This window comes from Pseudomonas sp. ACN5, assembly GCF_002303975.1.
GTDB lineage: Bacteria > Pseudomonadota > Gammaproteobacteria > Pseudomonadales > Pseudomonadaceae > Aquipseudomonas > Aquipseudomonas laurylsulfatiphila.
On record NZ_MRCP01000001.1, the window covers coordinates 497214 to 522475 of the forward strand.

Consider the following 25262-nt stretch of genomic DNA (forward strand, 5'->3'; position numbering starts at 1 on the left):
CAGTGCAATACTCCAAATTATGTTCGGGAAAGGCTACGCCTGCCGGCTGCAAATTTCTCGTCTAGCGAACGCTTACTCAACCCTGGCACGCCACTGTAATGTGCAGTTATAGAATCGACGATGGCTGCTTGGTTGTCGAATATCGAATGTCGTCTTCCTGCCTCGGATGAGCTCAGCATCGTGTTTACCAATGCTCCGATCACGTTAAGAAAGCTTGCTTTGCTTTGGTCGCTGAGGTGCTTTCCATTTTCAGCAAGTGCGCGTAGGTTCTCGCGTTCTATACCTGCGGACTGAAGTTCGCTCATTAGCGTCTGAAGTGTTGCTTCGGCTGCTTTTAATTGTACTTCTAGCGCTTCTCTATCTGCTTGCAAGGTCAGGTATGTCTCGTAGCGTATATTTTCCTGCTCAGTAGGGAGGCCAAATAAAAAAAACGGTCGCTGATCCGGATGGTGGTTGAACATCCACCATTTCAGATCCGAATGCCTGATGGTCAGCAGTTTGTAATCAATTGGCGTGCCTGAGGGAACGGTCGTACCTAAAGCGCCATAACGTAGCTCATGATTTCGAATCGCGTCGAGAATTTTTTCAGTAGTAGCGTGTAGGCATGGCCACTGCGGGAAAGCTTTGGCGAGTAGAGCAGGGCACTCCCACGAGGACCCGAGGATCTGGGTTTCAAAAGCGATTAAGTCGCACCAGCGGATTGCAACGTCAATGGGTCTATAGAACAGCTTGGCAAGAGGATTGAATCCGTTCGATGTGTACATAGGGCAGCCTTTTAAAAAGGGCAGGCCCCGCTAGGTACAGTCTAAATGTTGGCGGTCATGGCCAAGGCTTCCGTGCGGTTGCTGTCCTAATATCGCAGTGAGTAACTAAGTCGTCATTGTCTCTTTCTTTGCAGTTCAAATAGTTAAACGTTGTAGAGGTATTGCCTCGACTAGGGCGCTTTTCTATCAGGGAATAATTCACGAAAAATGATGTAATTTGTAAATCGCGGATATTGATATGAACTATCGGCCTGGCATCGTTTCTGGTTTTTTTATGTGTCCAAGCAGCTGTGCAGTTGGGACGGTTTAGGAAGAAAATGATTAGTCCAGTGCATGTCGAAAAGTCTCGCTAATAAAACTGGTCATCTGTCAGAAGTGAGCATTTGTCTTCCGACGCTAGCATCTTAAGACTGACAGCTTATTTCCTAGTCGGACCAGCGTGGCACTCATCTTCTAGCCGGTGAGTGCCGCCATCTAACACAAGTAGGAGCGTATTCGGAGCCCATTCTATCCGTTAATAGTCTAGGGTCGTAAATGACGCCAAGGTATGAAGCGATATATGCTGGTGGGAAGGACAGACTCAAGACTGAAAGAGCGCTTCCTTAGCCTTGCTATAAGCAAGTTTCGCAATAATTTTACCTTCACGGAAATGTAGAAGATCTAGCCCTCGCAACGATGTGGATACTCCATTCAGATGCATATCGCACCGCCACCGTATCATTATTTTGCTCGAATCAGCATCAACGAAAAGATCCTCTCCTACATACTCAATTTTTCCGAAAGAACCGTCAAAAAAAGGTGCCAAGGCCTGACGTATTTCCACCTTACCGATATGGCTCCCACCATAGATATCTTCGTAGACTGCGTCATCGCTAAAAAAAGCCATGACGACCTCGAGATTAACGGCATTATTTGCCTCAACAAACCTCTGGGTCGCTTGCGTCAGCGTTGCTCTTTCGGAAGATGTCGTGTTATCCAATTCAAATCACCTTTGCATTAAAAGTTATTTAACCGCCACTGCGACGGTCTATAATCATAAACACAGTATTTCTGCTGGGGATTGACATCAAACGCCAAATTTTTTGACTCGGCGCGACATTGATTTTTTGTGGTTGGTGCAGAGTTCGTTATATTTGCAGATGGAGAGGGTGAAATACCAAAAAAATTGCATATGAGCGTCGAGTGCAGTATGAGTAGTAAATTTCAGGGGGCGGAGTTGTCTGCCCCTTGAGTGGCACTTGGGAGATCTATTGAAGTGAAATTTTATTTATACTTGTCTTGAGTTGCTTGCTTGAGAGAGTTGATGCCGCCCGTGATAAATATCGTCATTCTTTCAACAATGTCATCTTCTGATTCTGCGTGAAGGTGTCCGTCAGTAAGCTCAGCAATACGATCAACGCCTCTCAGCATATAAAGAATCATGGAAACCATAAATACTGCTCCCCAACTCACGGCAGCTGCGTCGTCTTCACCCTCACATTCCATAATTTCATGAATGAAGGCCTTTAATGTATGATCATATAGCTCTTTCCTCAAGGGTACGGCCACCTCTTCAGGTTCGCTAGCTAGCCGGGACTGCAAGCGTGCAAAATGCATCCATGCTTGTCCTCCTTCCCTGTGTTCAAATTGTGGTCTTAAGTAGGTTCGCACGATGTCATAGGTATTATAGCCTTCAGGACGGCATTTAAGTTCATCAAGGTAGTTCTGACGCTTCTTGTCTATATCGGACAATCCCCGTCGATATACTTCCATAAAAAGATTCTGTTTCGTTCCGTAGTAATAAGTAATTAGTGCTTGAGTAACGTTTGAGTTTTGCGCTATTTGCTTAAGGGTCGCTCCTAGGAACCCGTGCATAGCGAAAACCTTTTCAGCCTCATTTAAGATGAGCTCTTTATTAACGACCTCGCCGAGTTCAGAGAATCGGCGCCTACCGAGTTTAGGCCCAACTGCGGAATTTTGTGCTGATTTCGAGTCTGCCATAGGATTTTCCAGCTGGATTATAAAATAATCAGGGGATTATACATTGAAAATTTAGGGTTTTAAATACCCTCGGTTGACATGGTGAGATTTGGGGGGGGAGGATGTTTAACTAGGAAGTATGAGCATATTCTAATCTTGCATTTCACCAGAACGCTTGCGCTAATAGATTGTCGGGCTAATGTTGTTGCTGTTAGGGTGTAAGTCATTAGCTGGCAGGATGTGTAATTTAAGTGTGTCTCTCGGTGGGGGGGGTGGACTGCTCTAAAGTAAAGAATAGCCCGTACTGCTCGGGCGTGATTATATGTTTAGAAAGCTTGCCGATACTCTTGGCTATTAATTATTTATACTTCGCGGATATCGAGCTATCTATACTCGTTCAATTGTTCTGATATGTCTTTTGTTGGTTATTCGAACGTCGAAGCTTTTGTTGCGAGCATCACCTGTCAATGTACGGGGCTGGATATCTAGCTTGAAGGTGGGAGGGCTCTAAGACCTTTCGCGAGAGGTTCTCAGATTGAGGCAGTACCACGCGGGGACGCAGCACGCAGGTCCGGTTCGGGGAAGCGTAAGAGCTCTAGTGATGAGTCCAATTGAGCGCATAGCTGTAGCCGGGGGTATGGCGTGCGGTAGGGCGCGAGTCTCACCAGTTTCTCATTCGTCCCAGATAACAGCGGAATGAGCTGAGGCTCCGGGAATGGTGAGACGTCTGAAGGCCGGACTCGTGTGGGATATTGCTGTGTGGTCTAGTGACGTCATTCACCAGTCTCCTCTCGTCTCCCGAACGTCCCAGGACCGCGACGTGCATTGAGTTTTGAGGCTGAGGGATGTTGATTGTCAACATTCAGTGAGGCACCAGAAAACTGGTTCGATGCATTCGGGCTGGTTTGATGCGTCACGAGGTGCAATTAGCCGCTGGCATCATCTAGGATGTTGAATTTACTAAGGTATTGATAACACTGTGATCTGTGGCGCATTATCTCACAGGTGATGCGAGCGTTGCGAAATGACACCCATGGAAGCGCTAGAGCGGAATTCACGACGTTAGCTGCTGAAGCAGAGAGCTCGCCAGCTTGGGGGAGGATTTTGGCCCCTCGCGTAGGTCGGCCTGGCACCAATATTCTCGTCTGAGAAAAAATACTCAATGGACTTAATCGTATAAACGTCAGTCACGATACATCTAAAAATAACAAGAATTCGGAGCAGCCAAATGAGTGGAAGAGACACAACCCAGATCGCGGAGACAGTACTCAGTCCTTTTCAAGAGCTCATTGAGCCTTATCTTGAACGGGTCGGTCTCGAAAAATCAATATTGGCAGATCCGGATATGGAAATACCGGATCGAAAATTCGTCGAATTATTAGAGCTGATTTCCAAAGAGCAAGATGATTTTATTGGCATACATATGGCAATGAAGCTTCGGTCACGTAACTGGGGGATATTTGGCCACGCGGTTCGCAATGCTCCAGATGTAGCGACTTTTCTGAACGTTATGGCTGGTTTTGTCAATGTTTTCTCCCAAGCTGTAGAAGAAAGGTTCGTCGAGACAAGTGACGCTATTGGGCTTAGCTATCGTTTGATCGACTCTTCTATAGGGTATCGTCGGCAAGATTCTGAGTTTTCTATAACGGCAATTATTATAATGCTTCGTGAAGCAACAGGCATGGAAATAAAAGCGAAACAGGTCCGATTTGAACACTCCGGATCTGCTGGGGCGAAACTATATAAAGAGGTTTTTGGTGTAGCTCCCAAATTCCAACAATCTATAAATTCGATCATGTTTAGCCGTTCGGTGTTGGCCATTCCAATCGTTGATGCCGATCCCAGATTGTATCGCCTTTCTATGCAATATTTAAAGGAAAGGCTATTGGAGCGCCGGGTGGAACGCAGCGTAATTGTCAGGGTATCACATATCGTCGGGCGCAAGCTGGCTGACGGGGTGCCGACATTGGCAGAGGTGGCGGACGCTATGCATATGAGTGAGAGAACGCTACAGCGCCGCTGCAGAGAGGAGGGTGTCGATTTCCTGCACCTTGTTGACGATATACGGAGAAACACGGCTCTTGATCATCTTAAGAATAGCGAAAAAAACCTTACAGATATAGCTTCTGAGCTTGGTTACTCTCAACTAAGCGCATTCAGTCGGGCGTTCCGTCGCTGGACTGGATTAACGCCGATGGAGTACCGAAATACTTATAATAAACGCATGCTTTGATATCTAATGGCATTTTTAATTTGATACTTGTCCTGTTGTAGGCTGTTATAGATTGAAAGATTTCCTTTGTTTTACGGTGTTGGTCTTGGAAGTTGCTTTTTGGATAAAAAATATCTACTTATGCCCGCTTAAGCGCGTAATAAATCGGCGCGCTTGGCAAGGTCGCTTTTATCAAGTAAAATAAGCTACCGTATCGACCAGCGAGCGAGTGTCATCGATCCGTCTATTATGTAACCACGGAAGTCGTATCTATCCGTTCAGACTTGGCGGGTAAGTCAGGCTTTCATTCGCTCAAACAAAACCACTCCAGTTTCTGCCGCGCTTATGGCTCTCCAAAGAATTGCGACGTCCACTGTTACATCTAGCGAACGCACCTTGATCGCTTTAATACGGTAAATCAGCGTTTGCTTGTATACAGGTGTTTAGGACCATTTTGCCAAAAAAACGGTTTTGTCAAGAAAAACTCTCAGCATATTCTGCAACAGGCCTCCGTGTAATGCATCTTGTTCAATTAATGCACCTAGAGATGCGCCAATCAACTTGGCACATTTTATCGGCAAGTTGAAGAATCACCCAGCAAACCACGTTATTCGCTGAAAAACGCACCATGATTAGTACAGGGAAGGAGTTTGCGCCCGCCCTTTGGCGCCAGGAGCCTCACTCACCCATGCCCGTGAGCTGTTTTCGAGCCATCCACAGATTTGACTGGGCGAACAGCGTGGACAGCTGCGCTGTGTCGTTCATCAGCCCACGACAGCGCGCGTTCACGTAGCCGAAATGACGCTTGATCATCCGAGCGGATGCTCGACTGCGGCCCTTGTCTGAGCTTTTCAGTGCTCGAGCTTGCGCTTGGCCTTGTAGAGCACGCTGCGTTTATTTAGCATGAAATACGTGCTGTGCTGTGCATCGGCCATTATTGTCCGCCGCGCCATGAAACGTGATTAGTCAGTCTCGACTCGGGATCGGTGCCGATATGAGCCTTCAGCCCCAAGAAATGCTGGTTACTTTTCTTGGTCTGATGCATTTCGGGATCGCGCTGTCCATCTTCGTTCTCGGTCAAACTGCGGTATGAATAACGGTGGCATCGACGATCGTGCCCTCACGCGGCGACAGACCTCTCTCCTGCAAGTAGCCATTGATGACCGCAAATCGATCTAGAGCACGTCCTGATCCATCTCGGCAAGGAAGCGTTCCCGGGGGCTGCTTACGCTTGCCGGCGTATTCAAAGCCGAAAAAGCCCATCTGGCTGATAGGTAGCTCGAATCAAGGATCGACAAAGTTCAGTGCGTCTACTGAATTGTTCAGAGAATTCCTAAATCTCACCAATCACCCCACGATGGCCAATCTTGCCATCTCATTCAGCGTAACGGTACGAGGAGGGGTAGGGCATGAGAAATCGTCAACAAATGATCGATTCCATGGCGCTGCGATGATGGCTCGACATCAAACTCTGTGTGATATCGCTTTGATATCGTAACGCCTGGTCACTCATGCTGAAGCTATGGATATTGCGACTGCTTTTGTTAAGTTTGTCTTAAGTCTCTCAGTAAAATGTGTTATTGGAAGAGTGAGCGCCGCTTGAGGCTTCCGCGATATGGGGCTCCCAACTCAGCTGGAGGCCGTCCTGGCTGCAGTGGGCGTCAGCTTGAAACATGGAGGTCGCGATTATTCGATATTTCTACTGATGACTCGCCTCTGCCGGGTCGCAAGTCCAGGCGACCAATAAGTATTAGCTCAAACCTCTCGGCGACTCTGTTGGCAACCATGACTGGTAGACTCATAGAGTCTGCCCCCTAATTGTCGATATCCCTTAACGTCTTGCCACCGGATACCAGTTAAAATTATGTGTTGATCGATATCCTATCTCGGAGATTGACCGCACGTGGCGGCGGGCCGTGGATTCCGCCATTACTTTGCAAGCTCGTGCGTCAACAGTAGAGGTTGCGGTTTGGATGTCGACCAGGCCTTATTGGCCGCTGAGGTAAGATCACAAACCCATCCGCTTGGCTTGTTGCTGGCTCTGGTGCATTTCAGGCATACACATACAATAGGGCTGGCTGCTCCTGATCGGATATTCCGGATTTGGAATCCCCTCCCACGCGGTCGATGCGAGGGCAGCCATCGATCCAGGCTCTGGGGAAAACCTGACTAACAACGGAAGTGCGCGCTTCTATGCAAAAGCCGTCAACGGTCAAACCGCTCCTTCATCAACTCTGCAAAAGCAAAACGATTCACTTGTACGATCGTATGAGCGTCTAACGTGTTTTCCTAATTGAGTCTAATTGTCGCCCTGCTCAAGCTCATCGAAACTGGCCCAAATTCCACTGACCAGGGCTCAGAATGAAGCTAAATATTACCCCGCCCTTGAAACCAAGCCACTGGATGGCAGCGACTGCCTTGACCGACGGCGCAACGCTGCCTCTTAAGGGCGAGCATGCCGTTGACGTTGCCATAATTGGTGGCGGGTTTGTTGGGCTCTGGACTGCGATAACGATCAAGGAACATGAGCCGGACGCCCGCGTGATGCTACTTGAACAGCACGTCTGCGGGGGGGGCGCCTCAGGTCGCAACGGTGGTTTTGTCATGTCTTGGTGGCCGAAGATTGGCACCCTGCGCGGCTTCTGTAATGACGAGCAAGCCCTCTTCCTGGGGCGTAGTGCCGAGCAAGCAATCACGGAACTGGGCGAATTTTGTGAGCGATATGGTATTGATGCCCATTTCCAGCAGAGCGGCTGGCTATGGACCGCAACGACCCAACAACACGTCGACACATGGAACGGCACCCTTGCCGCCTGCGAGCGCCTCGGCGTACGTCCATTCGAGCGTCTGGATCCCCGCGAGGTGGCGCGACGCACCGGTTCGGCGGTACACCTAGCAGGTGTATTCGAGCGTAGTAATGCCACCGTGCAGCCCGCGTTACTGGTTGAGGGTATGCGGCAGGTTGCGTTGGCCAATGGCGTCGAGATTCATGAAGGGACGGGGGTGACCGACATCGAGCCGGGTCAACCAGCCTTGGTAAAAACCGCTCATGCCGCTATTCGTGCCCGTTCGGTCGTGCTTGCGGTCAATGCTTGGGCAGCAACAATACCAGCTCTGGCGAAAGTGATCGTGCCGGTCAACAGCTCTATCGTGACCACCGAGGCTATCCCACAACGCCTCAAGCAAATCGGCTGGACCGGAGGCGAAGCCGTAACCGACTCGCAATTGATGGTGGATTATTACCGCACCACGCGCGACGGCCGCATCGTCTTTGGTAAAGGCACAGGCGCCTTGAGCTTCGGTTCGAAAATCGGCGATGTGTTCAGCGAGGATATGCAGAGTTTGGCACTCGTCGAAGCGGACCTACGCCGTACCTATCCCATGCTCGACGATGCATGCATCGCCGCGCAGTGGTCTGGCCCGATTGACCGAACCTACGACAGCCTGCCGGTGTTCGGTCGGCTCAATAGCCAAGAGAACATACATTATGGCATCGGCTGGAGCGGCAACGGGGTCGGCCCGAGTCGAGTGGGCGGACGCATTCTCGCCAGTTTGACCCTGGGGCGCACGGATTTCTGGAGCTCCTGCTCGCTGGTGGAGCGTAGCTGCCGCACGTTCCCGCCTGAGCCGATTCGTTATTGGGGCGGCTCTCTTGTGCGCAACGCCGTAATGCGCAAAGAACGCTCGGAACTAGCCGGTAACACTCCAGCCGCCCTCGATCTTTTCCTGGCTCGCTTTGCACCGGCTGGACTCGAAGACAAAGCCTGAGGAAGTAAACCATGTCGATTGTTCGTATCCCTGCCAGTGCGCCGCTGACCTTCGGCGAAGCTATTACTCTCGGCAGTTCGGAGCAGGAGCTCGTAGCACAAGCACGCATCGCTGCGCACCTGGAGCTGCCGGACGCCCGTGGTTCTGTTGGTGTCTGGGAATGCAGCCCTGGCAGCTTCCGACGTCAAGTGGTCCAGGCCGAGTACAGCTACATCGTCAGCGGCGCTGGCTGTTTTACGCCAGACACTGGTGAGTCTGTCAATTTCAGCGCAGGTGACGCGCTGTACTTTCCTGCCAACAGCCAAGGCACTTGGGTCATTCGCCAGAACCTTCGCAAGACATACCTGATTCTTGAGTGAGTCATTTGTCTGCCACTCCTCCCACATAACAAGACGAGGTAACAAGAAGTGGGTACACAACAACACATTGAAGAATCCTCGGGGTTGAAAGCTCATGCCCTTGGCCGGATGGAAACCATTGGCATCATCATCGGCACCAACATTGGTGCAGGCGTACTCAGCATGGCCTTCGCTGCGCGCAAAGTCGGCTATGCGCCCCTGCTGGTGTGTCTGGCGATTACGTGCCTGTTCTGCATCATTACCATGCTTTATGTCGCCGAAGCGTGCCTTCGCACCTGTGAGAACAAGCAGCTAAGTGGCCTGTCACGTAAGTATCTCGGAGCTTTCGGCGGCTGGCTGATTTTCATCGCCGTTGCCGCCAATAGCTATGGCGCTCTTGTTGCATACATGACTGGCAGCGGCAACATTCTTACCGACTTCTTCAGTCGGTTCGGTTTGAGCCGGCAAATGGGCAGCTTGCTGTTCTTCATACCTTCGGCGTTGGTGCTGTATCTGGGACTGAAGGCCTTGGGCGTTGCGGAAAAGTTGATCAGCGTCGGTATGGTGATGATTGTCTGCTTGCTGATAGGCGCAACCGTGGTCCATGACGACACTCGTTTCATGCATCTATGGCAAAGCCAGTGGCAATACGTGGTGCCGGTTTTCAACTTAGCTGTATTTGTTTTCGGCGCGCAATTCCTGGTGCCAGAACTAGTGCGCGGTAACCTGGATTCACCCAAGCGTGTCCCACGCCTGATCATCGGCGGTATGCTGCTGACTTTCGTTGTGGTGGCCGCCATTCCTGCTTCAGTGATCGCGCTAGTAGGCACTGAAAACCTCAGTGAAGTGGCTACGCTCAGTTGGGGGCGGTCGCTGGGTCAGTGGGCCTACTATGTTGCCAACACTTTTGCCTTGCTTGCGATGTTGACCTCCTACTGGGGGCTTGGTGGATGCCTGTTCACCAACATTTTCGACCACTTCCGGCTCGGTGACGAAAGCCATCGTGGCAAGCGACTCATGGTATTGGCTGTGGTGGCAATCCCGCCGTTCATCCTGGCATACTCGGGTATCAGCGGCTTTGTCAACGCGCTGTATTTTGCTGGAACCTTCGGCGGCGTACTCATGGGTATTATTCCAATCCTTTTGCTTAATGCCGCACGCAAACGTGGCGATAAGGAACCGGCGTTCAAGTGTGGCTGGTATGCTCATCCACTCATGCAAGCCGGTATTATCCTGGTCTTCGCCTCGAGTGGCGTCTACGCCGTGCTATCAGCCATAGGAATGCTGCCTGCCAGTTGGTAATGACTCGAGGCAAGGCGGGATGAGCCTGAAACCTCGAGTCATCCAATGGAGCAGCCCGCACATGTCTCATCACGTCCGTGACTTGATTGCCCACACCGAGCTCCGCTCACGCCTCTTGAGCGGTGCTGAAGGCCTTGACCGCGAAGTGCGCTGGGCACATGTCTGCGAATTGCCCGACCCCACCGAATGGCTGGGAGAGGGCGATGTGTTGATGACCACGGGGCTCGGCATTCCTGCTGACCCCCTGCAGCAACGCGAGTACGTGCAACGCCTGGCTGAAGCGGGCTTGGCCGGGATGATGATCGGTGAACATATGCAGGCGCCGGCCAACCTCCATGCCCTCTGCGAGCGGGCCGAGCAGATGAATTTCCCGGTAATCCTCACAGAATATGGCGTGCCTTTCGCTGCGGTGACCCGGGCGATCATCGATGCGAACCAGAAGGAAGAGTACCAACGCCGCAATGCGCTGGTGCGGGTATATGAGAGTGCCCGGCTGAGCATGTCTGGCCTGAGCCTGGCGGGGTTGGTCCTACGCCTTGAGGCTGATATCCACTGTCGTCTTCATGTGCTTTTGCTCGAAACATTAGAACCTTGGGCGGACGACCTTGCCCCGCTATCCGAGTCAGTCCGTTTGGCACTCCTAGGCAGCCGCCGCAAACAGGTAGAGCAGCAGCCCATGCTGCGCCGCCTTACTTTGGCGGATGGCGAAGCGCTTAGTATCGAACTGCATACCGAACAGAACTGCTTGTTGGTGGTGACCGGCGAGCGACTGCCTGACTATAGCCTGCTGCACCATCTCACCGCTGTGCTTGGGTTGGAAATTCAGCGACGTCAGGCCGAGCGTGAACGCCGTTTGCGCCTCGGCTCGGAATTACTGGACGACCTGCTGCAACAACGCTTGAGCCTTGATCAGGCAATCCAGCGCCTGGACGGTCAACTGTCTGGCCTAGCCCTTGAGCGTGCGGTCATCACCGTGGCGCGAGGACATGGACTACGGAGAAAAACGGAACTGCTGCTCAGGATACTGGACAACAGCGTACTGGCGCGCATTCAGGGTGATGAACTCATCCTAATGCACGCCGACGGCCTACAGCCGTTGCTCGGTGAAAAACTTGACATCAACCTAGGCTCAAGCGCGCCATTGCAGACATTGACACGCAGTGCGGAAGCGCTACGCGAAGCACTGTTAGCCAGCGCTCACACCCATGCACAACGGCGCATCTGCCGTTATGCAGAGCTGGAAACCGACACGCCTTGGTTGCCCAGAACACCGGACGAAGCAAAGCGCGCCTTCCACACGGTGCTGGGTGCAATTCATGATTATGACCAAGCCCAACGTACAACCTTGTTGCAGACGTTGCAGGTATTTCTCGAAGAGAACCGCTCGTGGCTGCATGCGGCGAAACGTCTACATGTGCACAAGCAAACTCTGGTTTATCGCGTTCGCCGCATCGAAGAGATCAGTGGACGCTCTATGGACAGCACCGCTGATGTGGCAGCGCTGTGGCTCGCACTCCAAAGTCGCTGGGTAGTGTCCAAATCGCCCCTAACCTGTTAGATAAATATGAACCTCTGCTTTTGCCGGATTCAACTAGTGCTGACAGGGTGCAGTAATACGTTCCCAGCGATCAACCGATGACCGTCTAGGGCCTCTGTCCGGTGGCACGACTGGCAGAGGTCAGCCAGAATTCGCATCTCATGTCGGCAGCAGTCGGGACGCCGCAGACCGCATCATTCTTTCACCGCACCAAATCAAAAGAAATACTCCGATCAGCTCGCCGAAAATCGTCGACGATTTGAACATCCCTCCCCACAGACTCTAATGAGCTACCGGACAATTGTTTAATATAGACTTGATAGTTAGCACGCCTTTTCTGCATACGGTGAATTGGAAAGCGTTCGGAATAAATTTCACAACCGGCCAATGTGTTGGTGGGTAATAAATATTAAACATGTAGGTTGACTCGGTGATCGTCGTGCCTTCCAAGGATATCTAATAGAACTAAGCGCGGTTCGGAAATATGTAATTCGGCTTGCGAAAGCGTCCAGAATCAGGGCCTAGTCTCAAATCGTGTTCAGTGTTTCCTAAGGCGTTGGCGCGTGAAGGCATGTGAAATGGCGTCTCATGTCAAACGTGCGGTCCAAAGGATCGGGTACCTTACAAAAAAACATAAAAAAGGAGTGCCCGTATGATTATCCCGCAAGAACCCCGTCGCCATTTTCCTAAGCATAATAAGTGCAGTTTGAGGCACAGTTTTCTGTTGGTGACGTTCCTGACCTTGCTGTCTCCTCAGTTGTTCGCCAATGATGCTAAGACTGCATTTCATCTGAATCCTGATTTCGAAAAAAAATACAACTTTTCGATCGCAATTAAAGCTGGAAGTTATTTATATATCGGTGGTGTTACCGCAGTTGATAAGGAAGGGAGGGAAGTGTACGCCGGTGACGCTAGTAAACAGATGCAGCTAATCTACGAGCGAATGTCAGCCATTTTAAAAGCACATGGCGCTGACTTCAGTAAGGTTGTAAGCGAGACGATTTATTATAAGACTGATAATGATACTTATTATAAGGCTCTCGAAGCGAGGGCCGCTGCATATAATGGAGTAGTAGCGCCCAGCGCGTCGGGCGTAAGGGTAGCAGACTTTGCTAGCGATAGCGCACTAGTTGAAATAACGGCAGTGGCATATTTGGGGGAGTAGCCTAGATATAGCTGATTTTGGGTTTACAACTACTACGACCTAACTAGAAGGCGCCGGGACATGAGTGATAAAACAAAAACAAATGAAGGCTTTAGCCGCAGGTCTTTTATCGGAAGCGCGGCAGTCGTAACAGCAGGTGTTGCGGGATTGGGAGCTATTGATGCGGCTTCGGCTACGCAAAAAACGAACCGAGCAAGCACCGTCAAAGGTGGCTTCGATTACGATGTGGTAGTAGTTGGTGGAGGGTTTGCTGGCGCGACAGCCGCCCGTGAATGTGGTTTGCAGGGTTATCGAACGCTTTTATTGGAAGCGAGGTCCCGCCTAGGTGGTCGTACGTTTACCTCGCGCTTTGCAGGTCAAGAAATTGAATTTGGCGGGGCATGGGTGCACTGGCTGCAGCCGCATGTTTGGGCAGAAATGCAGCGTTATGGTCTGGGTGTAGTGGAAGATCCACTTACTAATTTAGATAAAACCTTGATCATGTATAACGACGGAAGCGTCGAGAGTATTTCGCCCGATGAATTTGGCAAAAACATTCGAATAGCTTTTGAAAAGCTTTGTCACGATGCCTGGGAAGTATTTCCTCGTCCGCATGAGCCGATGTTTACTGAGCGCGCTCGGGAATTGGATAAATCTTCTGTTCTTGATCGCATCAAAACTTTGGGCTTAAGTCGGCTGCAACAGGCTCAAATCAATAGTTACATGGCCTTGTATGCAGGTGAAACAACTGACAAATTTGGCCTGCCTGGTGTACTTAAGTTGTTTGCATGCGGCGGTTGGAACTATGACGCCTTCATGGACACTGAAACTCATTATAGAATTCAAGGGGGCACGATAGGCCTCATTAATGCAATGTTGACCGATAGCGGTGCCGAGGTCCGCATGTCTGTGCCCGTCACTGCTGTTGAGCAAGTAAATGGTGGCGTCAAAATCAAGACCGACGACGGCGAAATTATTACCGCCGGAGTGGTCGTAATGACAGTTCCACTCAATACGTATAAACATATCGGTTTTACGCCTGCCCTTTCTAAAGGTAAACAACGATTCATCAAAGAGGGGCAGCTTAGCAAAGGTGCTAAGCTTTATGTTCATGTTAAGCAGAATCTCGGACGGGTTTTTGCGTTTGCGGATGAACAGCAACCTTTAAACTGGGTCCAGACGCACGATTACAGCGACGAGTTGGGGACAATACTGTCGATCACCATCGCTCGCAAAGAAACAATTGACGTGAATGACCGAGATGCTGTAACTCGCGAAGTTCAAAAAATGTTTCCGGGTGTTGAGGTTCTTGGTACAGCGGCTTACGACTGGACAGCTGATCCATTTTCCTTGGGGGCATGGGCGGCTTATGGAGTAGGTCAACTAAGTCGTCTCAAAGATCTACAGGCGGCTGAAGGACGTATTTTATTTGCAGGAGCTGAAACCAGTAACGGTTGGCACGCGAATATCGATGGTGCTGTTGAGAGTGGACTACGTGCCGGTAGGGAGGTTAAGCAGCTCTTAAGCTAGTACGTAAAACTACAATAAATGAGGATAAAAAATGAAACAAGCGTTGCAAGTTGTTACTCGTCATTTTGGTTCGTTAGTTCTTCTAGCATTATCTGGTGTAGCTGTAGGTGCAGATAACTGTGATCCGGAAAATGGGAAAAAGGTTTACCAAATTTGCAGTGTGTGCCACTCAAATGACACTACTGGTGTTCACGGCGCAGCGGCGCCCAATCTACACGGTCTGGAGGGCCGGAAAGTCGGCTCGGTGCCGGGTTTCAAATTTTCTTCAGCGCTACGTGATTCTGGGGACACTTGGACCCCGCAGCATTTAGATAAGTTCCTGGAGAATCCTATGGCCGTATATCCCCTAACCCGTATGGCTTTCTCAGGCCTCAAAAATGAAAAAGATCGACGTGACGTGCTTTGTTTTTTGAGCAAATCCTCTAACTGAAACTTTTGAAAGTCTATCGGGGTTTCCACAACATGACAAAAGATGGTGATGAAGGCAGCAAAAGCGGAGTATCACGCCGAAAGTTCCTTGGTAGCGCCGCGGTCGGAGTGGCAACAGCGGGCATAGCCTCGCAGCTTCTGACTCTGTCGGCGCCCGCGGAAGCGGCGGTGAAGACCAATGTTGGTCCATCACGCGCAGGCGTGGGTTATGACGTTATTGTAATCGGTGGAGGCTTCGCGGGTGTTACTGCGGCGCGAGAAGCAAGCCGTTCTGGCTTGAAAACTCTAATTCTTGAAGGTAGAAGTCGGTTGGGCGGCCGAACTTTTACGTCTAAGCTTCAGAATCAAAAAGTTGAGTTGGGAGGTACCTGGGTACATTGGACCCAGCCGAATGTTTGGACTGAGATTATGCACTATGGCCTAGAGGTGGAGGAGACGGTCGGTCTTGCGAATCCAGAGACCGTCATTTGGGTAACAGAGGATAATGTCAAAAGAGCACCTGCAGCAGAGGCGTTTGAAATTTTTGGCTCTGCCTGTAACGAATACTACAAAGAAGCACGGAATATTTATCCGCGCCCGTTTGAACCATTTTTTGAGCGAAAGAAGCTGCAGCATGTTGATGGACTTTCCGCGGCAGATTATCTTGAAAAATTGCCTTTGACCAGGGAGCAAAAGGATATGATGGATTCCTGGCTCAGTGGAAATGGACATAATTATCCGGAAACTATTGCATATAGCGAGATTATGCGTTGGTTTGCACTCAGTAACTTTAATATGCCCACAATGTTCGATTCCATTGCGCGGTACAAAATTAAAACCGGTACGCATAGTCTTTTAGAGGCCATAATGGCGGATGGTAACTCGGAAGTTAAACTTTCGACGCCAGTGACTAAGGTTAATCAAGATAAAGATAAAGTAACAGTTACCACTGAAGACGGTGTCTTCACGGCATCAGCGGTAATTGTAGCCGTCCCTATCAACACTTTGCATGATATTGAGTACTCGCCGAAGTTGTCGGCAGCTAAAGTGGATATGGGATCGCAACGGCATGCTGGTGCTGGTGTAAAGGGCTATATTCGCGTAAAACAAAATGTCGGCAATGTAATGACATATGCTCCTGCCCGGAATAAGCTCACACCATTTACCTCAGTATTCACAGATCACGTGGACGAGAGCGGTACGTTACTCATTGCATTTTCAGCCGACCCTAAGTTGATTGATATCAATGATATCAAAGCCGTCGAAAAGGCTTTGCAACCACTTTTGCCAGGCGTCGAAGTAACTGCTAGTTATGGCTACGACTGGAACCTCGATCCCTTTTCTAAGGGCACTTGGTGCACTTACCGTCCTAACCAGACGACTCGATACTTGACTGAGCTGCAGAAGCGCGAAGGACGGCTATTTTTTGCAGGCTCGGACATGGCCAATGGTTGGCGTGGATTCATTGATGGAGCAATCGAGAACGGTAGAGAGGTAGGGCATCAAGTCGCTACGTATCTAAAAAGAGAAAATGACAATGCGTGATTATCGGAAGTTTTATATAAACGGCGAATGGATAATGCCAGTGGGGGGCGAAGAACTCGAAGTGATTAACCCCGCCACTGAAAGTATAGCTGGTGTAATTACACTAGGAACAGCTGATCATGTTGACCTTGCGGTAAAATCAGCGCGCCTTGCATTTGAAAGCTGGTCCCGTACGAGCAAAGAACAACGACTTGAGTTACTTGAGAAAGTATGTCAGATATTTGAAGCCAGGATGGAGGATATCGCTGACGCAATTACCGAAGAGATGGGAGCTCCGTTCAAGCAGTTAGCCCGCCCTCTCCAGGCACCATCTGGCTTGGGGCATTTCCTAACGGCAATCTCTGTATTGCGTAATTACCAATTTGAGGAATGTTCGGGCACGACTCGTGTAGTACGTGAGCCGGTCGGAGTTTGCGGGTTAATAACACCTTGGAACTGGCCAATGAACCAAGTGGCGGCGAAGGTCGCACCAGCATTAGCAGCTGGTTGTACTGTAGTATTAAAACCCAGCGAGATTGCCCCATTTTCAGCTTATTTACTTGCGGAAATTTTGGATGAGGCGGGTCTTCCGCCTGGTGTCTTCAATCTTATTAATGGAAATGGTTCCGGTGTGGGCGCTCCTCTGGCTGCACACGTGGATGTGGATTTGATCTCTTTCACTGGTTCTACTACTGCTGGCGCGCTCGTCTCGAAAGCAGCAGCAGATTCTGTCAAGCGAGTAGCACTAGAGTTGGGTGGAAAATCGGCAAACATTATACTCGACGACGCTGATCTCGCATCTGCTGTTTCGCATGGCGTTATGACTATGATGCTCAATACCGGGCAAAGTTGCAATGCTCCATCACGCATGCTAGTTCCGGCATCGAAATTGTTGGAAGTAGAGCGGATAGCAAAGAAGCTATGTGAAGAAATAATAGTTGGGAACCCGTTAGACGAACGCACAAGTCTCGGGCCGCTGGCGAGCGCCGTGCAGTATGAGAGAGTTCAGGTCTGTATACGAAATGGCTTAGCTGAAGGTGCAAAGCTAGTCTGTGGAGGTTTAGGCGTCCCGGACGGAGTAAGAGCTGGGTATTATGCTAAACCGACAGTTTTTAGCAATGTCGCGAACGATATGGCGATTGCACAGGAGGAAATTTTTGGCCCTGTACTTTGCATTATCCCCTATACAGATGATGAAAATGCGATCGCAATAGCAAATGATAGTTGTTTTGGTCTGTCCGGATATGTTAGTTCGGGGAGTCTGGCGCGTGCGCGCGAGGTCGCAAATAGACTGCGTACAGGAAGTGTACATCTTAACGGGGCACCTCTGGATTTTTCAGCGCCGTTTGGTGGTTATAAAAAGTCAGGTAACGGCCGCGAATGGGGTAAATACGGCTTTGAAGAGTATCTCGAAATCAAGTCAATTATGGGCTGTTAACTAAAATAACTATTGAATAATTTAGCGTGTGGTAAGTTGCGCGCATGGTGTAGCTGGCATCTAATACATGTTCACTATTTGATGTGGCTATCGTCGGTTTGTCTTGCGGAGCTTACAATTCGAAATAAGATGAAAGTCCGGGAGCCTGATATCAGTGTATGTCAGGCTGTCTTCAGGTTCTCGGCTTCATTCTCCATCTGATATGACTTTGTTTTATGAGTATCCCTTTCTTCCTGATGCTAGATTTGTCAGTTAATTGGTGAGACTTATGTCCCGATTCTGAGCGCTGCGAGCAAATGGCATATATCTGCACGTTGAGATGCTGTAACTATAAATGTCTTGTCGGGGTGGTTTTCAGAATGCACCTAGACTCCCAGAAATTCGGTTTTCAATAAATATCCAGGCTGAATGTTAATTGTGGGTCTTCTAAAAATATTTATGACTCGTGAAACCAATGGTCGGTTTTGTTATTGAACGCTGTTATTTGTTTTTTTTGGGGTGGGTAATCATTTATATCTTTTCACCTGCGGATACGATTTTGTGGGATGGAGTTTGTCGCGGTTCGTGCACGCGTAAGGAGCGTGCGATTGCAGTTCACGTCGCGGTCAGGTCGAGCTATATCTTAGACGTAAATTTATAAAATTAAATCGAAGAAGTAGAAGCTGCCGAATATTTGCGAGCCAATATTTCTGGTTTAATTCATGAGGGCGTAATATAAAAACGATATTAAACTCTATTAATGCGCTAATGTTTTTTTTTATGCCAATACGCGCCAACTAGGTTTTTTTCAGACTGCCAGTCGGTGATCAAATTTATGGCGAAGATATTTCGATAGTGGTCAACCGAGCACGTACAGGAATCGCGGAATTCAATGTCCGGATCCAGTGGTTGACGTCATCCAGACCATCATCATCGACCACGGTGCATATACGCACCGCTGTCTTGGTACAGAAGTGCTTCCGGTTGGCTGGGACTGATAGGTGTTCGCTAGGGTGGTTGAAGTCGAGTGTTCCACGGCATCCCACCCAGTCCCATCCCGCCACGTCTTGAGTTGAGGGAAGGTCGGCAGTGGCGGATCTGGTCAGTGCTTGACAGATTACGGCACTAATTATACCGTCGTACATATAATAAATGGGGGTCCTCAGGCTTGGATGCCCCAATGAGCTTCATTGCATTGCAGGAGATTTAGCCCAGATGACAAACTTCGTTGGATCCAGAGTGACTAGAAGAGAGGATGAACGTCATCTTCACGGTCGAGGGCGCTTCGTCGCGGACATAAAGCTACCTGGAATGCTTGAGGTTGCCTTCGTCCGAAGCCCAGTTGCGCACGGCACTATTCGCGGGATTGGTAAGCCCGAGGGGGCCGAGAACCAAGTATTCACTCATGCAGATCTTGTTGGCGTAAGGCCCATTACTACACCTGTCACTACGCCGGGTTTTCAGCACAGCGAGTGTCCAGTGCTAGCGGCAGATCGCGTGCGTTTTGTGGGTGAGCCTGTCGCTCTATGCGTGGCATCAAACCGTGCTAGAGCTGAAGATCTGGTTGATTCCGTACTGCTTGATATAGACGAGTCAAAAGCAGTGACGACAATTGCAGATGCGCTTTCTATAGGAGCGCCTTTATTGCACGAGGGGTGGACGGATAATCGCTTTGTTCATATGGTAACTGAGGTTGATTTTTCTTCCATAACGGAGGAAGCGCCTATTGTCGTAGATGTAGAACTTGAACTCTCCCGTCAGACAATACATCCGCTCGAAGGTCGAGGTATAGTTGCATATTGGGATTTTGAAGCTGATCAATTAGTTTTGATAATGTCAACCCAAATTCCGCACCCTATTCGCACTGGTATGGCCCAGTTTCTAGGAATTTCTGAATCGAAAATTCGGGTTGCTCCACCCGATATTGGGGGGGGGTTCGGCTACAAGCTTCAACTTCTTCCAGAGGAAATCGCAGTCGCATGGTTAGCTCTGACCCATAAATCGCCTTTTCGCTGGGTTGAGGATAGGCGTGAGCATTTAGTAGCAGGGGCCTGTACGAGACAAGCGAAGTACAAGTTAACTGGTTATGCGACACCAGAGGGGCGCCTAATCGGGCTGGACGCTGACATATTTATCGACAACGGCGCGTATTCCGCTTGGCCTTTTACTGCCGTTTTAGAAGGATACTCTGCTAGAAGCAATTTGCCAGGTCCCTATCAGATTACCCATTATCAATCACGGGTAAGTGTAGTCGCTACAAATAAACCGAGTTTTTGTCCTTACCGCGGTATTGCGCGAGTGGGGACCTGCTTCGCAATAGAATCACTCATTGATGCGGTTGCCAATGCCGTCGGACGTGAGCCTTGCGACGTTAGAGCGTTAAATTTAGTGCCGCCCAGCGCAATGCCCTATAAGGATGTCACTGGAAAAATGTTTGACGTAGGCGATTACGGCAAGAGCTTGCGTCGTGCTAGGCAACTTATCGGGTTCGACGAGTTCAGGCTCGAGCGATCGCGCTCAGGCATAAAACCCACACGAGCCCTCACGGGTATCGGTTTCGCGACATTTTATGAACAGACTGCCAACGGTGCAGGTTTCTTCGCATCATGGGGAATGCCTGTGGTTCCTGGGTTTGATCAAGTAACGTTGAAAGTGGGGCCCGATGGAACATTGAAAGTAAACATTGGCTTGCAAAGTTTCGGCCAAGGACTCGAAACTGCTCTAGCTCAAGTGGCGGCCACAACGACCGGATTTAGCCTGGATAAGATTCGGATTTGTCTGGGTGACACGGAGTGTACACCCCATTCCGTAGGTTCGTTCACATCTCGCTCTGCTGTGATCGGTGCAGGTGCTATAGATGCGGCTTCCAAAATTTTGACACTTAAAATTCGTACACTAGCAGCAGCGCTCTTGGGCGGCGGGGATCCAGACGAAGTGCAGTTAAACGACGGTGTTGCCGCATTGGGAGCTAAAAGCATCGCTTTTGAAGAAATTACTGATATTTTTTATAACAGGCCTTATCTAATCCCTCAGTTGACTCAGGCAATCACCAGTTTGGAAGTGACTGACGGTTATAAGGTGCCCGTAGATAGTGGTATTTTTGCGTACGGAACTCATGCTGTGAAAGTTAGCGTCGATACGGAAACTGGGCACGTTAGTATTCTCGATTATATAATTGTAGAAGATTGTGGACAGCGCATTAATCCGATGATCGTGGACGGACAGACAATTGGTGGTGCTGCTCAGGGCATTGGAACAGCATTGTACGAGGAAAGTCCATATGATGAGAATGGCCAACCTCTTGCCTCGACGCTTCTCGACTACCTTCTTCCGGGCGCTGCGGAGGTGCCACGTTTTAAATTAGATCACATGGCGAATCTATCTCCTCACACGAGTTTCGGGATAAAAGGGGCCGGAGAGTCCGGTACCATCCCAGCCGCTGCTGCTCTTGCCAACGCAGTTAATGACGCGTTATCGCCGCTTGGTGCAACGCTTCGTATGCTTCCAATGAGTCCGTCGCGCATATTAGCGGCAATCACCGCTGCTGGAGATCGATAATGAGGCCTGCCGTATTTGTCTATGAAAAGGCTAACTCGATTGCGGAGGCCATTAAGTACCTTAGTGCCTCCGGTGGATTAGCGAAACCAATTGCAGGGGGGCAATCGTTGGTTCCAATGATGAACCTACGGCTGGCTCGCCCAAATGCTTTGGTATCCCTCCGAAAGCTGCCAGAGCTGTTATCGGTTGTAGAAAGTAAAACTTCAATTCATGTAGGGTCAGCGACAACCCATGCAGATATTGAAGACTGTAAAATTAAGGATGTGACATGCGGCTATCTCCCATATGTTGCGAAAGGTATTGCATACCGTGCAATACGGAACCGGGGTACAGTAGGCGGGTCGCTATGTCATGCTGACCCTGCCGCCGATTGGCTTAGTAGTTTAAGCGCGCTTGGTGCCCGGTGCCATGTCGAGGGTATTAGTGGCAAGCGCGAGATTCCTATTGAAAATTTCATGATTGCACCATTTGTAAGTGCGCTCGGGGTTGACGAAATACTGGTATCAGTAGAACTACCTTGTCTTTCGGTTGAGGCCCGATGGGCTTATGTTAAGTTCTGCCACAAAGCAGGTGAATTTGCCAAATCGATCTGCGCTATTGTTGTTGATCCGAGTAATAAAATTTACCGTATATTCATTGGTGGAACTGATGGTCCGCCTCTCTTTTTAAGAGAGGCATCCTCAGCATTGGCGACGGAGGATTATACCGAAATACTAAGTATCGCACAGCGAGAAATTCGGGCGAGTTTACCTGACGCTCAACCTGATAGTTTGAGTTTTCATTTGACAATGATCGAAAGGGCATTGGCCCGATTGGAGGCTTTCTCTCGATGATAAATATCCTAGATGTATCTGACCAGGAAACTCGTTCTATTACATTGAAGGTGAACGGTCAAAAGTGTGTCGCGCGTGTTTCTTCTCGCGATGTACTGGCGGATGTCATCCGGGAAAAGTTCCGCCTGACAGGGACCCACATTGGGTGCGATCAAGGGGTGTGCGGGGCTTGTACCATTCTTATCGATGGCACCCCTCAACGATCCTGTATCGCCTTTGCTGTAGATTGTGAAAACGTAGAGATTACTACGATTGAAGGTTTCAACGATGACCCGACTATGCAGAGCATGAGGGCGGGGTTCCGAGATAACCATGCGTTACAATGTGGTTTTTGCACATCCGGCATGCTAATAACCGCTCGCGATATGGTTCTAAGATTAGGAGAAATTCAGGAGCCGCAGATCCGAATGGAGCTGGCAGGTAACCTTTGCCGCTGTACTGGCTATACGGGAATTGTTGATGCTATTCGTGCAGTTGGTTTAGGAAAAGAACCAACCGGTAGCGCAGGGCCTGCCACACTTTCTGAACCCGAGATTGTTCAAGCTGGGGTGTTGACAGAGCAACAGCCATTACGTCAACCGCAATCAGAGACGAAACCGCATGGCAATTCCGACGATTTTCCTAATGCGATTCTACAAAGTGTAAAGGTAGACCTGTCGCCCGATGATGCTTGGGCAGTCATGCGAGATTTGAGGACAGCAGCTAGCTGCATTCCAGGAGCGGAGGTAGTTAGCTTAGATCATCATGAGGTGACTGGTAAGATGCACATGGCACTAGGTCCTATTAGAGCCCAATTTACAGGCTCCGGAACTTATGAAATTGATGATGATAACCGTCAGGGATTGATGACCGCAGGTGGACGAGACGCGTTAACTGGTTCCACAGTAACTGGGCGAATTACCTGGACTGTCAAAACAGACGGCTCAACAGGCTCGATAATTGATGTGGGGCTTGCATGGAAACTAACAGGTGCACTCGCACAGTTTGGGCGGGGTGGAATTGTCACAGAAACCGTTAGGCGTCTAGCAATTATGTTTGGAGAGAACCTCGAGCAGCTTTTACGTGAAGGAACATTAGGAGATAATCGAAACCTTCCTGTAGGGCTGAAATCACTAATCTGGCCGGTCATTAAGTCGTGGTTCGCGGGGCTTTTCAAAAGAAATGACTCTAAGTGACCAATCTCTGTAGATTTTATGGAAGATTAAATCTATTTAGCAGGAGATATGGTATCTAAATATCTAAAAAAATTTCTGCGAAACCAATACCAATAAGAAGCGGAGCAGCATCATGACTGTTACAACTACACTGAATAGCGGTGGGTCTGAGTTCGATTATAAACTCGGGAGTGTGTTACGGAAGCGCTCGATGATAGCGACCGGTCTTGGAAATTGTCTGGAGTGGTTTGATTGGACAATTTACGCGATTTTCGCGTCCTATATCGCAAAAGCTATGTTTGATCCTAGAGATCCCGCCTCAGCGCTATTAGGAACGTTGGCTATATTCGCTGTCGGGTTTATTTCACGGCCGCTAGGCGGGATTGTATTTGGCACCCTTTCGGATTCTCGAGGCCGCAAAGCGGTGCTCCTTATCTCGATGCTGCTTATGGGGATCGGCAGCCTTGTCATCGCAGTTGCACCATCGTATGCATCAATTGGGGGTGTTGCGTCGTTTATTATTTTATCTGCCAGATTGCTCCAGGGCTTTGCACACGGGGGTGAGGCTACAGCTTCTTACACCTACCTGGCTGAAATTGCACCTAAAGGGCGGCGTGGCTTATGGTCCAGTAGTATGTATTTTTTCGCTGGTATGGGTAGTCTCTTGGCTTCATTGGTAGGCGCTTTTCTTACTCACATTATATCCCCTGAAGATATGAGCATGTGGGGTTGGCGTATCCCCTTCTATTTAGGAGCTACGTTAACCGTAATTGTCCTTTTTTTACGAAGGAATATGATTGAAAGTGAAGTCCTAGAAGATTATGCCAAGAAGTCTGATCCTGTAAGCCCAGGGGCTGCCAGGGTGGTCGAGTGGTCAAATAAGAAGATACTCCAGCGTTCACTTGGAATTTTTTTCTATCAAGCGGGAGTGGGTATTCCGTTTTATATCTGGACAGGCTATGCAGTAGTCATTGCCATCACCCAGCGAGGTATGGATTCCGGTGACGCCTTCGTGGCTACAGTACTTGCCCAGGTGGTCTATATCGTCGGGGTGCCATTTTGGGGATATGTATCTGACCGCGTGGGACGTAAGCCAGTCACCCTGTTTTACTTCGTAGCTGTTGCGTTATTGACCTTCCCAGCGATGGCCATGATCACGAATCAGGGCTGGACGCTATTCGTTGCACAAGGCGGGATGTTGGCGCTTGTGGCTTGCATAGGGGGAACAATGCCAGCCACCATAACTGAGCAAATTCCCACTCGATATCGAGCACGTGTTATGGGGGGGGCATTGTCTATCGGGGTAGCGGTTTTCGGAGGTACTGCACCTTATCTAAACTCTTGGCTTTCTGGATCAGATCGCGGGTGGGTATTTAACATTTACGTAATCACAATAGTTCTGGTGGCTGCTGCTGTCGTCGCGACTTGGCGCGAAACTAAGGGTATTGATTTGCGGGACGTTAACTAATAGTGACTTGTGCTGAAATGACTTAAGTTGCTGTCCCGTACGAAATGGTGATGAGTCAGGATGGGGCGGTGCACTCGGTCCTATCTTGCACTTATTTAAATATAAACAAGTTGCCTGGCAGTTTCTTTGACTAAGCTCTTTGTGTCGATTAATGATGGAGTCCAGTTTGCATAAGGGTTTCGCTATTCTCTATGAGGAAAGGGTGTGGTGCTTGGTGGCGTGTCTTGTTCTCTATTTCGGTTGTTAATAATTTAATGCTCTGAAATATTGAATTTGTAGAGAAGTATCATGCGGTGTTTCGTGCTTTTTATATGAATAAGCGTCTCCCACGCCAATTCACCTCAGC

The 25262-nt window shown here is 49.5% G+C and carries 17 protein-coding genes and 1 pseudogene; 14 read left to right on the forward strand and 4 right to left on the reverse strand.

What is annotated here, in order from left to right; all coding sequences use genetic code 11:
• Window positions 1–17: 17 nt before the first annotated feature.
• The 3 genes from BSF40_RS32920 to BSF40_RS02445 all read right to left on the reverse strand — a co-directional run bounded on the left by BSF40_RS32920 (window position 18) and on the right by BSF40_RS02445 (window position 2744).
• Window positions 18–764, reverse strand: a complete 747-nt coding sequence (locus tag BSF40_RS32920; protein WP_046816045.1) for a hypothetical protein — start codon at window positions 762–764, stop codon at window positions 18–20.
• Window positions 765–1344: 580 nt separating this feature from the next.
• Entirely contained in the window at window positions 1345–1743 is a 399-nt protein-coding gene (locus tag BSF40_RS02440; protein ID WP_024087625.1) for a nuclear transport factor 2 family protein, read from the reverse strand.
• Between the two features lie 284 nt (window positions 1744–2027).
• The gene (locus BSF40_RS02445; protein ID WP_095963977.1) at window positions 2028–2744 is read right to left on the reverse strand and encodes a TetR/AcrR family transcriptional regulator; all 717 of its coding nucleotides are present in this window, start codon (window positions 2742–2744) and stop codon (window positions 2028–2030) included.
• A gap of 1207 nt (window positions 2745–3951) precedes the next feature.
• Between BSF40_RS02445 and BSF40_RS02450 the strand changes: the two genes are divergently transcribed.
• A complete protein-coding gene (locus BSF40_RS02450; protein WP_095963978.1) occupies window positions 3952–4956 on the forward strand; it encodes an AraC family transcriptional regulator in 1005 nt (334 codons plus the stop codon).
• Between the two features lie 657 nt (window positions 4957–5613).
• On the opposite strand, the pseudogene BSF40_RS32925 reads toward BSF40_RS02450, so the two are convergent.
• Window positions 5614–6102, reverse strand: a pseudogene (locus tag BSF40_RS32925) (IS5/IS1182 family transposase); the annotation flags it as partial.
• 1194 nt (window positions 6103–7296) lie between these two features.
• Between BSF40_RS32925 and BSF40_RS02460 the strand changes: the two are divergent.
• The 13 genes from BSF40_RS02460 (at window position 7297) to BSF40_RS02520 (ending at window position 24916) form a co-directional block, all read left to right on the forward strand.
• On the forward strand, window positions 7297–8703 hold the full coding sequence (locus BSF40_RS02460; protein ID WP_095963979.1) for an FAD-binding oxidoreductase: 1407 nt from the start codon (window positions 7297–7299) through the stop codon (window positions 8701–8703).
• Window positions 8704–8714: 11 nt separating this feature from the next.
• On the forward strand, window positions 8715–9062 hold the full coding sequence (locus tag BSF40_RS02465) for a cupin domain-containing protein (RefSeq protein WP_046816048.1): 348 nt from the start codon (window positions 8715–8717) through the stop codon (window positions 9060–9062).
• Window positions 9063–9170: 108 nt separating this feature from the next.
• Window positions 9171–10343 (forward strand): aromatic amino acid transport family protein, encoded by a 1173-nt coding sequence (locus tag BSF40_RS02470; RefSeq protein ID WP_371914707.1) that lies wholly within the window; start codon window positions 9171–9173, stop codon window positions 10341–10343.
• 61 nt (window positions 10344–10404) lie between these two features.
• The gene (locus BSF40_RS02475; protein ID WP_047934606.1) at window positions 10405–11901 is read left to right on the forward strand and encodes a PucR family transcriptional regulator; all 1497 of its coding nucleotides are present in this window, start codon (window positions 10405–10407) and stop codon (window positions 11899–11901) included.
• A 631-nt stretch (window positions 11902–12532) separates the two neighbouring features.
• Window positions 12533–13045 (forward strand): RidA family protein, encoded by a 513-nt coding sequence (locus BSF40_RS02480; RefSeq protein WP_024087621.1) that lies wholly within the window; start codon window positions 12533–12535, stop codon window positions 13043–13045.
• A 60-nt stretch (window positions 13046–13105) separates the two neighbouring features.
• Entirely contained in the window at window positions 13106–14554 is a 1449-nt protein-coding gene (locus tag BSF40_RS02485; RefSeq protein WP_095963980.1) for an NAD(P)/FAD-dependent oxidoreductase, read from the forward strand.
• Window positions 14555–14585: 31 nt separating this feature from the next.
• Window positions 14586–14984 (forward strand): cytochrome c family protein, encoded by a 399-nt coding sequence (locus BSF40_RS02490; RefSeq protein WP_080563818.1) that lies wholly within the window; start codon window positions 14586–14588, stop codon window positions 14982–14984.
• 32 nt (window positions 14985–15016) lie between these two features.
• A complete protein-coding gene (locus BSF40_RS02495; RefSeq protein WP_013973879.1) occupies window positions 15017–16507 on the forward strand; it encodes an NAD(P)/FAD-dependent oxidoreductase in 1491 nt (496 codons plus the stop codon).
• The gene (locus BSF40_RS02500) at window positions 16500–17924 is read left to right on the forward strand and encodes an aldehyde dehydrogenase family protein (protein WP_080956994.1); all 1425 of its coding nucleotides are present in this window, start codon (window positions 16500–16502) and stop codon (window positions 17922–17924) included. Before BSF40_RS02495 ends, BSF40_RS02500 begins: the two co-directional genes overlap by 8 nt.
• 1194 nt (window positions 17925–19118) lie before the next feature.
• Window positions 19119–21461, forward strand: a complete 2343-nt coding sequence (locus BSF40_RS02505) for a xanthine dehydrogenase family protein molybdopterin-binding subunit (RefSeq protein WP_046816054.1) — start codon at window positions 19119–19121, stop codon at window positions 21459–21461.
• Entirely contained in the window at window positions 21461–22294 is an 834-nt protein-coding gene (locus BSF40_RS02510; RefSeq protein ID WP_095963981.1) for a xanthine dehydrogenase family protein subunit M, read from the forward strand. Before BSF40_RS02505 ends, BSF40_RS02510 begins: the two co-directional genes overlap by 1 nt.
• Window positions 22291–23469 carry a 2Fe-2S iron-sulfur cluster-binding protein gene (locus BSF40_RS02515; protein ID WP_013973876.1) on the forward strand — a complete coding sequence of 393 codons (1179 nt, stop codon included), beginning with the start codon at window positions 22291–22293 and terminating at the stop codon, window positions 23467–23469. Before BSF40_RS02510 ends, BSF40_RS02515 begins: the two co-directional genes overlap by 4 nt.
• A gap of 112 nt (window positions 23470–23581) precedes the next feature.
• Window positions 23582–24916 (forward strand): MFS transporter, encoded by a 1335-nt coding sequence (locus BSF40_RS02520; RefSeq protein WP_095963982.1) that lies wholly within the window; start codon window positions 23582–23584, stop codon window positions 24914–24916.
• The last annotated feature ends 346 nt before the right edge of the window (window positions 24917–25262 follow it).

Coding starts and splice junctions, on each gene's coding strand:
- BSF40_RS02460 (WP_095963979.1), top strand. CDS start 7,297: ATGAAGCTAAATATTACCCCGCCCTTGAAACCAAGCCACTGGATGGCA.
- BSF40_RS02450 (WP_095963978.1), top strand. CDS start 3,952: ATGAGTGGAAGAGACACAACCCAGATCGCGGAGACAGTACTCAGTCCT.
- BSF40_RS02495 (WP_013973879.1), top strand. CDS start 15,017: ATGACAAAAGATGGTGATGAAGGCAGCAAAAGCGGAGTATCACGCCGA.
- BSF40_RS02465 (WP_046816048.1), top strand. CDS start 8,715: ATGTCGATTGTTCGTATCCCTGCCAGTGCGCCGCTGACCTTCGGCGAA.
- BSF40_RS02510 (WP_095963981.1), top strand. CDS start 21,461: ATGAGGCCTGCCGTATTTGTCTATGAAAAGGCTAACTCGATTGCGGAG.
- BSF40_RS02445 (WP_095963977.1), bottom strand. CDS start 2,744: ATGGCAGACTCGAAATCAGCACAAAATTCCGCAGTTGGGCCTAAACTC.
- BSF40_RS02505 (WP_046816054.1), top strand. CDS start 19,119: ATGACAAACTTCGTTGGATCCAGAGTGACTAGAAGAGAGGATGAACGT.
- BSF40_RS02470 (WP_371914707.1), top strand. CDS start 9,171: ATGGAAACCATTGGCATCATCATCGGCACCAACATTGGTGCAGGCGTA.
- BSF40_RS02500 (WP_080956994.1), top strand. CDS start 16,500: ATGCGTGATTATCGGAAGTTTTATATAAACGGCGAATGGATAATGCCA.
- BSF40_RS32920 (WP_046816045.1), bottom strand. CDS start 764: ATGTACACATCGAACGGATTCAATCCTCTTGCCAAGCTGTTCTATAGA.
- BSF40_RS02480 (WP_024087621.1), top strand. CDS start 12,533: ATGATTATCCCGCAAGAACCCCGTCGCCATTTTCCTAAGCATAATAAG.
- BSF40_RS02475 (WP_047934606.1), top strand. CDS start 10,405: ATGTCTCATCACGTCCGTGACTTGATTGCCCACACCGAGCTCCGCTCA.
- BSF40_RS02485 (WP_095963980.1), top strand. CDS start 13,106: ATGAGTGATAAAACAAAAACAAATGAAGGCTTTAGCCGCAGGTCTTTT.
- BSF40_RS02520 (WP_095963982.1), top strand. CDS start 23,582: ATGACTGTTACAACTACACTGAATAGCGGTGGGTCTGAGTTCGATTAT.
- BSF40_RS02515 (WP_013973876.1), top strand. CDS start 22,291: ATGATAAATATCCTAGATGTATCTGACCAGGAAACTCGTTCTATTACA.
- BSF40_RS02490 (WP_080563818.1), top strand. CDS start 14,586: ATGAAACAAGCGTTGCAAGTTGTTACTCGTCATTTTGGTTCGTTAGTT.